The 12,199-nt window shown below is 48.7% G+C and carries 9 protein-coding genes; 1 reads left to right on the top strand and 8 read right to left on the bottom strand.

All coding sequences use genetic code 11. The features are described 5' to 3' along the window. Positions 1 to 116 precede the first annotated feature (116 nt). The 7 genes from aspS to recJ all read right to left on the bottom strand — a co-directional run bounded on the left by aspS (position 117) and on the right by recJ (position 9,746). Positions 117 to 1,949 (bottom strand): aspartate--tRNA ligase, encoded by a 1,833-nt coding sequence (gene aspS / locus AB5150_RS09540; protein WP_015534324.1) that lies wholly within the window; start codon positions 1,947 to 1,949, stop codon positions 117 to 119. 54 nt (positions 1,950 to 2,003) lie between these two features. Further along, positions 2,004 to 2,618, bottom strand: a complete 615-nt coding sequence (locus tag AB5150_RS09535) for an HD-GYP domain-containing protein (protein ID WP_055146154.1) — start codon at positions 2,616 to 2,618, stop codon at positions 2,004 to 2,006. Beyond that, positions 2,609 to 4,114 carry a coproporphyrinogen dehydrogenase HemZ gene (gene hemZ, locus AB5150_RS09530; RefSeq protein WP_349823097.1) on the bottom strand — a complete coding sequence of 502 codons (1,506 nt, stop codon included), beginning with the start codon at positions 4,112 to 4,114 and terminating at the stop codon, positions 2,609 to 2,611. Before hemZ ends, AB5150_RS09535 begins: the two co-directional genes overlap by 10 nt. A gap of 21 nt (positions 4,115 to 4,135) precedes the next feature. Next, positions 4,136 to 4,777 carry an MBL fold metallo-hydrolase gene (locus AB5150_RS09525; protein WP_368291741.1) on the bottom strand — a complete coding sequence of 214 codons (642 nt, stop codon included), beginning with the start codon at positions 4,775 to 4,777 and terminating at the stop codon, positions 4,136 to 4,138. A gap of 17 nt (positions 4,778 to 4,794) precedes the next feature. Next, positions 4,795 to 7,239, bottom strand: coding sequence for a bifunctional (p)ppGpp synthetase/guanosine-3',5'-bis(diphosphate) 3'-pyrophosphohydrolase (locus AB5150_RS09520; RefSeq protein WP_161171492.1), 2,445 nt, complete (start codon positions 7,237 to 7,239; stop codon positions 4,795 to 4,797). A 35-nt stretch (positions 7,240 to 7,274) separates the two neighbouring features. Beyond that, positions 7,275 to 7,799: an adenine phosphoribosyltransferase gene (locus AB5150_RS09515; RefSeq protein WP_015534328.1), complete on the bottom strand. Its 525-nt coding sequence runs from the start codon at positions 7,797 to 7,799 to the stop codon at positions 7,275 to 7,277. A gap of 63 nt (positions 7,800 to 7,862) precedes the next feature. Beyond that, positions 7,863 to 9,746, bottom strand: coding sequence for a single-stranded-DNA-specific exonuclease RecJ (recJ, locus tag AB5150_RS09510; RefSeq protein ID WP_368291740.1), 1,884 nt, complete (start codon positions 9,744 to 9,746; stop codon positions 7,863 to 7,865). 269 nt (positions 9,747 to 10,015) lie between these two features. Between recJ and fucO the strand changes: the two genes are divergently transcribed. Beyond that, positions 10,016 to 11,164 carry a lactaldehyde reductase gene (gene fucO, locus AB5150_RS09505; protein ID WP_015534330.1) on the top strand — a complete coding sequence of 383 codons (1,149 nt, stop codon included), beginning with the start codon at positions 10,016 to 10,018 and terminating at the stop codon, positions 11,162 to 11,164. 168 nt (positions 11,165 to 11,332) lie between these two features. On the opposite strand, the gene AB5150_RS09500 is transcribed toward fucO, so the two are convergent. Further along, positions 11,333 to 12,025 (bottom strand): HAD family phosphatase, encoded by a 693-nt coding sequence (locus AB5150_RS09500; protein ID WP_071849498.1) that lies wholly within the window; start codon positions 12,023 to 12,025, stop codon positions 11,333 to 11,335. Positions 12,026 to 12,199: the final 174 nt, after the last annotated feature.

The following is a 12,199-nucleotide window of genomic DNA, read 5'->3' as shown; positions in this document are numbered from 1 at the left end:
GTATATGTACCCCATTTGCTCTTTATGTCTGTAAACGCAAAAAAGAGGCGGGATATCCTGTTTGATATCCCGCCTCCGTATCAGAAGCTCGTCCTTCTGTATATTATTCTGTCATTCTACTCTGCGTCTGCAGGTGCGCTCTTCTCAGCCTCGATCTCGGCCTCAGCCTCTGGTGTGACCTCGATTCCAAGCTCAGCGAGCTGTTTGTCGTCTACATAGTCAGGCGCATTTGTCATGAGACATGATGCATCCTTTACCTTAGGGAATGCGATTACGTCACGGATAGAATCCTGCTTTGCCATGAGCATGACCAGACGGTCAAGACCATAGGCAAGTCCTGCGTGAGGTGGTACTCCGTACTTGAACGCATCCAGAAGGAATCCGAATCTCTCGTGAGCCTGAGCCTTTGTAAAGCCAAGGCACTCGAACATCTTCTCCTGAATGTCATCCTGATGGATTCTGACTGAACCTCCACCGATCTCATTTCCGTTTAATACTATATCATAAGCCTTTGCACGAACCCTGCCCGGATCAGAATCGATGTACTGAAGATCCTCCTCCATAGGCATGGTAAATGGATGGTGCATAGCTGTGAATCTGTTCTCCTCGTCTGACCACTCAAGAAGTGGGAACTCTGTGATCCACACGAATCTGTATACATTCTTGTCCACAAGTCCCATGAGCTCTGCCAGATGGCATCTCAGTGCGCCGAGGACTGTCCATACGATCTTTGTCTTGTCCGCTGCGAACAGAAGCAGGTCGCCAGGCTTTCCATCCATGGCTGCCACAAGGGCGTTCATCTGCTCCTCTGTCATGAACTTGGCAAATGATGACTTGTAGCTTCCATCCTCGTTGATAACTATATATGCAAGTCCCTTTGCGCCGTATGTCTTTGCATACTCGATAAGGGCATCTATCTTCTTTCTAGGCATGCTTCCCTGTCCCTCGGCATTGATACCGCGGACTGTTCCGCCATTTGCAAGGGCACCTGTGAATACTCCGAACTCACAGTCCTTGACAACATCGCTGACATCCTTGAGCTCGAGTCCAAATCTGAGGTCAGGCTTATCTGAACCAAATCTGTCCATTGCCTCCTGCCATGTCATTCTCTGAATTGGAAGCTGGATGTCGAGATCAAGTATCTCCTTGAAGAGCTTTGCAAGAAGACGCTCATTTACATCGATTACATCGTCAACGTCAACAAATGAGAGCTCCATATCCATCTGGGTGAACTCCGGCTGTCTGTCTGCACGGAGATCCTCGTCACGGAAGCATCTTGCGATCTGGAAATATCTGTCGTAACCAGAGCACATAAGAAGCTGCTTGAAGAGCTGTGGTGACTGTGGCAGAGCGTAGAATGTACCAGGGTGTACACGGCTTGGCACAAGGTAATCTCTCGCTCCCTCTGGTGTTGACTTGGTCAGCATAGGTGTCTCTATCTCAAGGAATCCCTCATCTGCCATGAACTGTCTGGCGATGGTGGCTACCTTACTCTTCATGATAAGATTTCTCTGGAGGTCAGGACGTCTGAGGTCGAGATATCTGTACTTGAGCCTTATCTCCTCCTTGGTCTTGCTGTTCTCCTCTATAGGGAATGGAGGTGTCTCTGCCTCTGACAGTATACGGAGGCTGCTTGCAACGACCTCGATGTCTCCTGTTGCAAGGTTCTCATTCACTGCACCCGCACGCTTGCACACTGTTCCCTCGATGGCTGCAACGAACTCTGAACGGAGCTTTCCTGCCTTCTCGAAGCACTCTGCGCCACACTGTGACTCCTCAAATATAACCTGTAATATTCCACTTCTATCTCGAAGATCTACAAAGATTATTCCACCTTTATTTCTGCTCTTCTGAACCCAGCCCATCACGGTAACTTTCTCACCTATGTTGGCACTGCTAACCTCTGTACATCTGTGGCTTCTCTTAAGCCCCTGCATAGATTCTGCCATCTTACGCTATCCTCCTAAAATTAAAAACTTTCCTTATGTCACTATACACTTTTTTCATTTTTCGTCAAGACCTGGAATATCGCCGTGAAGCACCTGATCCACCCTGCTCATGATGTCTGTGGTGTTGATCAGCCGCTGGAACGCCAGGAACGCCCTCATGTCGAAGTGTCTCACCTCATCTATCACCATTCCAAATGCCGTATCCGCGTCAAATGCCTTCCTGTATGGTCTGTCGCTGACCAGTGCACTGAACACATCGCACACTCTGATAAGTCTTGCGCCGAGTGGTATCTCCTCGCCCCGCATCCTGTACGGATATCCCGAGCCGTCATAGTTCTCATGGTGATAGTGCACCATATCCACTATGTCCTGATCGTAGCCCTCACGCTTAAGTATCTCCGCGCCAAGCTTGGCATGCAGCCTGACGTATCTCATCTCCTCGATCTTCATCGCACCCTGCCGCCGTCCATATATGTAAGGACTCACCTGCAGCTTGCCCACATCGTGCAGCATTCCCGCCACAGCAACCTTGTGTATGAATTCCTCATCACAGCCCAGCTCCCTCGCCAGCTCAGATGCCAGTACACTCACACACATTCCATGGCGCACCGCATCATTCATATCAACTGAATAGCATTCTTCTGCATCCTTCTCCAATGCTAATCCCATATAAATCCCGCTTTCTTACGCTCGATCATCTCATCTATTCGAGCTATATAATCGTCTACACTCTTACAATTCTCTATTCTGTCTATACGTGTCCCCTCTGTCACTCCGTCATGTCCTGGTCTCACCACAAGCTTCGATGAACTTCCGGCACCGAGACCGATGATGTCAGTCCTCTCCTCCATGATGAGTATATTGTACAGGCACTCAAGCCCCGGCTTCGAGTAACCCACGTTCTCCAGATTGCCGGTCATGTTCTTCTGTCTGTACAGATAGTATGGATCAAGCCCCATCTCAGCCGCCGCCCTCGTAACAGCACCGAGCTGGCTGTCTATATCCGACTTCAGGGTGTCACGGTATTTGTCCATCTCTATGTTCAGATTCGCCGCCCTCTTGATGGCAAGGGTGTGAACCGTCAGACTTTCAGGGGAAAGCTCCTTCACCTGTCTCAGCGTGTTCTCCACACTGTCCGTGTCCTCTCCCGGAAGTCCCACTATCAGATCCATGTTGATGTTGTCAAAGCCCGCTCTCCGGGCATTCTCCATGGCTATGACCGTCTGCTCCGGCGTATGTGCCCTGCCTATGGTCCTTAGTGTCTCCTCGTTCATGGTCTGTGGATTTATGCTTATACGCGTCACTCCGTGGCGCTTCATGACCTCAAGCTTGTCAAATGTGGTACTGTCCGGTCTGCCCGCTTCTATGGTGAACTCCCTCACCTGTGACAGGTCAAATGACTTCTCTATCATGCTGCAGAGTCTGTCCATATGCTCCGCAGATATGGATGACGGCGTTCCGCCTCCCACATATATTGATATGAGCCGTTTTCCGGAATACGCCTCCGCAACGTATGCCATCTCTTTCTCGACTGCGTCCAGATATGCATCCACCTTATTCTTATATACCGCGATCGGATATGAGGTAAATGAACAGTACAAACATCTTGTCGGACAGAACGGTATGCCTATATACAGACAGTATTCGTCCTCCTCCGCCACAGAGTCTATGATTTTCTTCTCCCTGTCAGCCACCGCCACTGCCAGCTCGGCTTTCTCACGGGAGGTTCCATATATCTCCTGGTAGTTTCCTATTATATCCTCTGAGGTCATCCCGGCTTCCATATAAGACACAGCTATCTTCGTAGGTCTGATACCCGTCAGGGAGCCCCACGGAAGTCTGCGGTCTGTATACTCCGAAAGCATGTTGTATATCGCCAGCTTTAACGGATTCCTCACGGCACTCTTATCCCGGCAGTCGCCATCCACAGGGATCTGTGTGCTGCATGCCAAAGTCCGCTCTCCTCCGTCTACTACAGAATACAGCTCTATATTTATTCTATTGTCATCTATATCCGCCACAAGCTCCTTGTCTATCTCCGCCTTAAGCTCCGGCTTTTTGTCAAATATCTCCGGGACCACTATTCTTTCACCGCCGTAGAAGGCCTGGAGACTCACCCGGAGATCATTGTTGTAATCTTCTATATTCTGTATCAGTAATATCATATTTCCACCATGATCCGCCCATCAGAAGAACGGATTCATCTTCTTCTCTTTTCTTATAAGTGTTGTCTCCCCGTGTCCAGGGTACACCACGGTATCATCAGGAAGCACAAACAGCTTCTCTCTTATGTTCTCGAGCAGCGCATGCTCATCACCTGTAGGGAAATCCGATCTTCCCACACTGTATTTGAACAGCGTATCCCCTGAGAACAGTATATTCTCTGACTCGAAGTAATAGCACATTCCGCCTCTGGTATGTCCCGACACACTGATGCATCTCATCTCAGTGCCAAGCAACTTCTTCACACTGCCGTCGCTCAGATAGTGATCCGTCTCAGTCTCTATCACCTTTTCAAATACACTGGTCATCATCGCCGACAGGTTCACCCTGCCGTTGCCGAGAACTTCCTTCTCGTCCTCCGAAGCATATGTATCCGCGCCTGTGAGCTTCTTCAGATCTCCCATCGCCGCCATGTGATCCACATGACCGTGGGTGAGATAAATGCCAACGCAGGTATACTCATTTTTCTTCAGTGTGTTGTATATATAATTCGCATTCCATGAAGGATCAATGACTATCGCCTCCCCGGTCTGCTCATTTGCCACTATATAACAATTCGTCTGGAATCCTCCCAGCTCACTTCTGATAACTTTTAATTCCGCCATATAAACCTTTCCGGCCATCAGCCCGTAGTTCTCTCTATATCAATTATATTATCAACATTCCTTATCTTGGCAATTATCGTATTCAACTGTTCCTTCGACTTGATCGCAAATGAGATCGTGATCGTAGCCTTGCCCTGCTTGCTTGTACGGCTGTTGATACTGTTTACGTTTATATTTGCCTCGCTGAGGATCTTGGTTATGTCAAATAATATGCCGTTTCTGTCATCTGCATATATATTTATCTCGGTCATGTATGTGTTCGATGCAACAGCGTCATCCTTCCACTCGGCCTCGATGACTCTGGCTCTGTCCGCCTCGCTCATGCACAACACATTTACACAGTCGGTACGGTGTATGGACACACCTCGTCCTCTGGTGATAAATCCTATGATCTCATCCCCCGGAACAGGTGAACAACACTTGGAGAATCTCACGGCAACGTCATCTATGCCGTTTACGATTATTCCACCCTTGCCGGTATGGTTGCCATGGTTCTTCTTCACCGAATACTCGTCCAGAACCTCAGCGTTCGTGGCAGTCTGTGGCTTGTGCTCCTTGTTGTACTCATCAATCAGACGGTTTACTATCTGACCTTCCTTGATTCCGCCATGTCCAACGGCGGCAACTATGGAATCCCAATCCTGGAAATTGTACTTCTTGTATATCTTCTCCTGATACTCAGGCTTTGAGTACATGGAGTAGTCTATTCCCTTTGATTTGCAGTAGTTCAGTATGAGCTCTCTTCCGCGGCTGATATTCTCATCCTTGAGCTGATGCTTAAACCACTGGTTGATCTTTGTCCTCGCCTGTGTACTCTTGACTATACTCAGCCAGTCACGGCTTGGTCCTGTGGAGTTCTGTGAGGTTATGATCTCCACACGATCTCCGTTGTTAAGCTTGGTATCTATAGGAACCTGTCGTCCGTTGATCCTTGCACCGACCATCTTGTTGCCCACCGCCGTGTGAATGGCATAGGCAAAATCTATAGGTGTGGATCCGCTAGGAAGGTTCTTAACATCTCCGGCAGGAGTAAAGCAGTATACCTGTTCAGCAAAGAGATCAAGGTCAGTCTTGACAAAGCTCATGAACTCCTTGTTGTCATCGGTATCCCTCTGCCACTCAAGGATCTGACGGAGCCAGGAGAGCTTTTCCTCCTCCTTCTGCATGACCGTACCGGTTATGTTCTCCTTGTACTTCCAGTGCGCAGCGATACCATACTCAGCCGTTCTGTGCATCTCGTAGGTTCTTATCTGTATCTCAAATGGCTGTCCCTCAGGTCCGATCAGTGTGGTGTGAAGGGACTGGTACATGTTGGACTTAGGCATGGCTATGTAGTCCTTGAATCTTCCCGGAATAGGCTTGTACATCTCATGAATGATACCCAGTGCTGAGTAACAGTCCCTGACCGTATTCACCTTGATACGTACCGCAAATATATCGTATATCTGATCCAGAGTCTTGTTCTGGTTCTTCATCTTCTTATATATACTGAAGAAATGCTTTACTCTTCCGTCTATCTCAGCCTCAAGTCCGGCATTATCGATATGCTTCTTGACATCGGCAACGACCCTCTTGATATAAGCATCCCTCTCGGTAAGCTTCTCATCTATCTGCGCCTTGAGATCCTTGTACACATCCGGCATGAGGTACATCATGGACAGGTCATCCAGCTCGACCTTGATCTTGCTGATACCAAGTCTGTGTGCGATAGGCGCATATATATCCATGGTCTCTCTGGCCTTCTCTATCTGCTTCTCCGGTGACTGATACTGGAGGGTTCTCAGATTGTGGAGTCTGTCCGCCAGCTTTATCAGTATGACTCTGATATCCTTCGCCATGGAGAGGAACATCTTACGCAGATTCTCCGCCTGAACCTCTATCTTGTCCGTGGTCATCTTGAGCTGTGTCAGCTTCGTAACTCCATCCACAAGGAAAGCAACCTCCTCGGAGAACTCCGCTGCTATCTCCTCAGATGTCATGACTGTATCCTCAACGACATCGTGAAGTATTCCAGCCACTATCGTCTCCTTGTCAAGCTCGAGCTCTGCCAGGATTATGGCCACATTCAGAGGGTGCATGATATAAGGCTCCCCGGACTTTCTGAGCTGTCCCTTGTGGGCAGCGTCCGCCACCTTATATGCCTTCTCTATCATAGTGATGTCGGCAGATGGGTGATATGTGAGTATCCTTGAGATAAGCTCCTTATACAATTCCTCCGGCGGTGTAAAATCTGCCGGTGTGGACAGATCTATCTCTCTCTTCGCCTTCATCTGCTTATTCGCCTGCTCCTCCAGCTTTATAAGTTCATTCTGAGGAACATTCTTGCCAGACGCAAGAGCCTTCTCGATGGCTGCTATTCCATCCTTCGTGGCCTGCTCCGAGGTGATAACACCTGCTTCCGCAGCTCTCTTCGTCTCCTGAGCTATTATATTGTCCTGTGTCTTATCCAATGTCTCTCCCATATGCTCACCACACTTCCTGTTTTATTCTGCCCTGATCATTCTCCCTCAAACTGTACTACTGAAGCCACGTCATATTTGGAAAGTCTCTCTCTTCCCTTCAGGTCTGTCAGCTCTATGAGGAATACCATCTTGACTACTATTCCGCCAAGGCTCTCTATAAGCTTAGCCGCAGCCTCTATGGTTCCACCTGTTGCAATAAGATCATCCACCAGCACGACCTTCTCACCCGGCTTGATGGAATCCTTATGTATCTCTATAGTAGCCTGTCCATACTCAAGATCGTAAGACATCTCCACGGTCTCTCTCGGGAGCTTGCCCTTCTTTCTCACGAGAACAAGTCCCTTGCCGTTCTTGTATGCCAGCGGTGCTCCAAATATAAATCCTCTGGACTCTGCTCCGGCGATGACATCGTAATCTACTCCCTCCAGCAGCTTATCCATCTCATCGATGGCCAGCTTCATGCCCTCAGGATCCTCAGTTACACTTGTCACATCCCTGAATATGATTCCCGGCTGTGGAAAATCAGGAATACTCTTGATATACTTTTCTACCTCACTCATCTTACGTCCTCCTGTATGATATATATTACAAATGTACTTAATAATATTCTCATCAAAGTCAGCTTATATTCCCTTGTTATAGGCCTCCATCTTCATCTGGAGTGAACGTCTTCCCATATATTCATTGATGGTCGGATAGTATGCGACATCTATCACTACGGCGTTCGGCTGACCATTTAACATTTTAACACATTCATCCTCTCCAAACCACTGTTTTATGTTATTCACAAATGTATCCGGATCAAAATCTATGGCATCCACGCACCTTCCGTACCAGGTATCAAGCTGGAGCTTCAGAAGATTTTTGTTTCTTCCAAGTATCTGCGCCCTTCGCACCGGTACTGCCGCCTGTGCAAACAGCGGTTTCCTGTTACCCTTTCCGTATGGTTCAAGCCTCTCGATCTGTTCCGTCAGCTCTATGCTGTTGTACGCCAGCGGCATGGTCACATCTATCATCAGCTTAGGTGTTATATCTTCATCCGTCAGCACCGCCGCTTCATTGAGCTTCCGCCTCAGCTCGTCAAGCCTCTCCTTCTCTATGGAAAAGCCCGCCGCCATGGCATGTCCGCCAAATGCAGTGAACATCTCCCGGAACCGGTTCAGCTCCTCGAACATGTTGTAGCTGTCTATGGATCTTCCCGATCCTTTCAGTATCCCCGGCGTCTCTGCGTCCGTGAACACCATCGCAGGTCTTGTGTATGCCTCCTTGAGCCTGCTGGCGATTATTCCCACAACGCTCTCATGTACAGCCGGTATATACACCACAAGCACCTTGTCCGCAAGGGTAGCCGCCTGTCCGAACTCTCCGTTCACAGTGGCTGTCTCAAGCATATCTGTGATATGCCGGGCTCCGGCCTCCGTCATGTTCTTTCTCTCATTGTTGACAGCCAGCAGTTCCCTAGCCCTTGCCTCGGCGACATTTGGATCTCTCTCAAGCAAGAACTCAAGGCTCTGTTTCGCATCCCCCAGTCTTCCCGCCGCATTGATGCACGGCCCTATCAGAAATCCCAGATCATACGTTGATATCTTCTTCTCATTTCTGCCGCTGAGCCTCATGAGGGCATTCAGACCCGGATTGCGGCTGTCCTTCAGACTTTCAAGGGCATATTTTACATAGAGTCTGTTCTCATCCACCAGATCCATCATGTCACAGTTGGTAGCCAGCCCCAGGATCTCCATGAATTCATTTACCTCGCGCTCGGCTATCCCGCATATCCTGTACATGTACTGGATGAGCTTGAACGCAACGCCGGCCCCGCACAGCCCCTTGAATGGATATTCACAGTCCTGCCTCTGATTGTCTATGACCGCATCCGCCTGGGGCAGCATATATACCCGCTCGCCGCCATCACTCTCCTCAAATGGGATCTGATGGTGATCCGTGACGATGACCGTAAGCCCGCGCTCCTTCGCATATCTCACCTGTTCTATCGCCGCTATTCCATTGTCGCAGGTTATGATAGTATCAACACCATCCGCTATGGCGGCATCTATAAGTCTTTTATTTATTCCGTATCCATCATGCACTCGATGTGGAATGTCGTAATCCACCACGGTGCAGTCATCAGCGCAGCTTCCGTGCAGCGCCGCCCATGTTCTCCGAAGGCCGAGAAGCAATATATAATTGGAGGTAACCCCGTCCACGTCGTAGTCCGAGATTATCCTTATCCTCCTGTTATCGCTGAGCTTTTCCTTTATTATCTCACCGGCTTCCACCATGTCCTTCATCAGTGCCGGATCGTGCATGGAATCCCAGTCGCCATCAAGGTACATAGCTATGGCTTTCTCCCCGGTGACTCCTCTGTTCGTGATAACCCTCGCCACAACAGGACTCACACCGAACCTCTCGCCTATGGCATTAAAGTCCGCTCTTTTGCCCGCCACTCTCCACTCTGGCTTCTTCACATATTTATCTATTATATCCTTCTGCTCCGGTGTCAATGTCATCTTCTGTTCTCCGTATCATTTTATCGCAGGGACATATCCGCATCCCTGCTGTATCCATCCACATATTTTAGCAGACGCATTATGGTATTACCAGTGTAAATGCCACCATTTTGCCTGTAAATGTTGACATTTCACCTGTTATGTCTATTTGCTTTTTATTGTACAAATGTTATAATAAATATACATTTTTAATATATCTTTTGTGCATTTTGATGGCAGTATCTGGAAGTTCTATCACAAATGCGCAGTGCAAAGGAGGAGATATTTTTATGGCAAACAGATTCGTACTCAATGAAACCTCTTACCACGGAGCGGGTGCCATCGCTGAGATCGCCACAGAGGCAGTCGGCAGAGGCTTCGCCAAGGCTCTTGTGTGCTCAGATCCTGATCTGATCAAGTTCGGTGTGACCAAGAAGGTCACCGATGTTCTGGACGGTGCAGGACTTGCATACGAGATCTATTCCAACATCAAGCCAAACCCTACCATAGAGAACGTGCAGCAGGGTGTGGCCGCATTTAAGGCTGCTGAGGCAGATTACATCATCGCCATAGGCGGCGGATCATCCATGGACACTGCCAAGGGTATCGGCATTGTTATTGCTAACCCTGATTTTGCAGACATCAGAAGTCTGGAGGGTGTTGCACCTACAAAGAATAAATCAGTTCCTATATTTGCAGTTCCAACTACAGCCGGAACCGCAGCAGAGGTAACTATCAACTACGTCATCACAGATGTTGAGAAGAACCGCAAGATGGTATGTGTTGATCCTAAGGACATTCCTGTTGTGGCATTTGTCGATCCTGAGATGATGAGCTCCATGCCAAAGGGACTCACAGCAGCCACAGGTATGGATGCACTGACACACGCAATCGAGGGTTACATCACCGCAGCCGCATGGGAGCTGTCAGACATGTTCCACCTCAAGGCAATCGAGATCATCAGCCGTTCGCTCAGAGGGGCTGTTGCCAATACACCTGAGGGCCGTGCAGATATGGCTCTTGGCCAGTATGTTGCAGGCATGGGCTTCTCAAATGTAGGTCTTGGAATCGTTCATTCCATGGCTCATCCACTGGGAGCTCTGTATGACACACCTCACGGTGTTGCCAACGCGATTATCCTGCCTACTGTAATGGAATACAATGCAGAAGCAACAGGAGAAAAGTATCGTGAGATAGCAAGAGCCATGGGCGTCAAGGGCGTAGACGACATGACCCAGGAAGAATACAGAAAAGCTGCAGTTGACGCAGTACGCCAGTTATCCATCGATGTAGGCATTCCTACAGACCTTAAAGACATTGTAAAGCCAGAGGATATTCCATTCCTGGCACAGTCAGCCTACGATGACGCATGTCGTCCGGGCAATCCAAAGGAGACTAGCGTGGAGGATATCACCAAGCTCTACGAGTCATTGATCTAACTGACCCATTAGATCAAAATATGTCAGTCCTTTGCCGGGACTTACATATTATATATGGGACCTCACCAGTCCCCTTAAACCCCTAAAAACTAACTAAAAGAACTCCTGTTACAGAGATTTTGCTCTCTCTGCATCAGGAGTTCTTTTTTTATTCGTCGGATCCATCTGTCATGCTCTGATGGACTCAAGAATATACTCTTGAAACTCATTCATATTCTTAAATATAAAATCTGCCTTATCCCTCATCTCATCATCCGGCTGCACGAGGTCCGGGATCATGGCAATCTTCATCCCTGCCGCATATGCTGCTCTGACTCCGTTGTATGAGTCCTCCACCGCCCATGCACTCTCCGACTCAACTCCAAGCTCTTCACAGGCCTTCAGGAATATATCCGGTGCGGGTTTGCTCCGATCTACCATGTCTCCACATACAAGCTTGTCGAAGTAATCTATCACCCCGAGGTTGATGAGCTCCATGGTGACTACCTCTTTTCTGGTGGATGTGGCAAGGGCACATGGTATGCAATTATCCCTGAGCATCTTCAGCATGTCCGTAACTCCCGGCTTCAGCACAAGCTCTCCCTCTGCCGCTGCCCGGTGGAATTCCGCCGCCATCTCAACCTTGAGGCTCTCATATCTCTCCTCATCCAATGTATCCTGTCCTTCACCACATCTTCCTTTGTACATCTGCACGAACAGCTTCTTCGCCGCCTCACGGTTGAGTCCAAGGGCAGCCATACAGAAGCTCTCTATGTCCTCTATGCCATATTTGTCCGCTGTCTTCTGCCAGCTCTTGACAACCAATTGTTCTGAATCGAGGATGACTCCATCCATATCAAACACCACTGCTTTACAATTCATATCTCTTCCATCTCCCAATAATACAACAGGCTTCCACAGCATCTCTGCCATGGAAGCCTGTTATCATCTGTCATCTGACATCCGTCCGATAACTTTATTCTAAGTTAGCAACCACCACTTCAAGTGGTGGTTTATTATCAGCCCTCCAAAGGGCTATTGTTACTGCTCGCCCCA

It is taken from the genome of Coprococcus sp. RTP21281st1_F1_RTP21281_210402, from assembly GCF_040915325.1.
Classification (GTDB): Bacteria; Bacillota; Clostridia; order Lachnospirales; family Lachnospiraceae; genus Coprococcus; species Coprococcus aceti.
The sequence above is the reverse complement of the archived record's forward strand: the minus strand, read 5'-3'. Positions and strand labels throughout refer to the sequence as shown.

Coding starts and splice junctions, on each gene's coding strand:
- AB5150_RS09515 (WP_015534328.1), bottom strand. CDS start 7,799: ATGAGTGAGGTAGAAAAGTATATCAAGAGTATTCCTGATTTTCCACAG.
- hemZ (WP_349823097.1), bottom strand. CDS start 4,114: ATGATATTACTGATACAGAATATAGAAGATTACAACAATGATCTCCGG.
- AB5150_RS09525 (WP_368291741.1), bottom strand. CDS start 4,777: ATGGCGGAATTAAAAGTTATCAGAAGTGAGCTGGGAGGATTCCAGACG.
- AB5150_RS09500 (WP_071849498.1), bottom strand. CDS start 12,025: ATGAATTGTAAAGCAGTGGTGTTTGATATGGATGGAGTCATCCTCGAT.
- AB5150_RS09535 (WP_055146154.1), bottom strand. CDS start 2,618: ATGGGATTAGCATTGGAGAAGGATGCAGAAGAATGCTATTCAGTTGAT.
- AB5150_RS09520 (WP_161171492.1), bottom strand. CDS start 7,239: ATGGGAGAGACATTGGATAAGACACAGGACAATATAATAGCTCAGGAG.
- fucO (WP_015534330.1), top strand. CDS start 10,016: ATGGCAAACAGATTCGTACTCAATGAAACCTCTTACCACGGAGCGGGT.
- aspS (WP_015534324.1), bottom strand. CDS start 1,949: ATGGCAGAATCTATGCAGGGGCTTAAGAGAAGCCACAGATGTACAGAG.
- recJ (WP_368291740.1), bottom strand. CDS start 9,746: ATGACATTGACACCGGAGCAGAAGGATATAATAGATAAATATGTGAAG.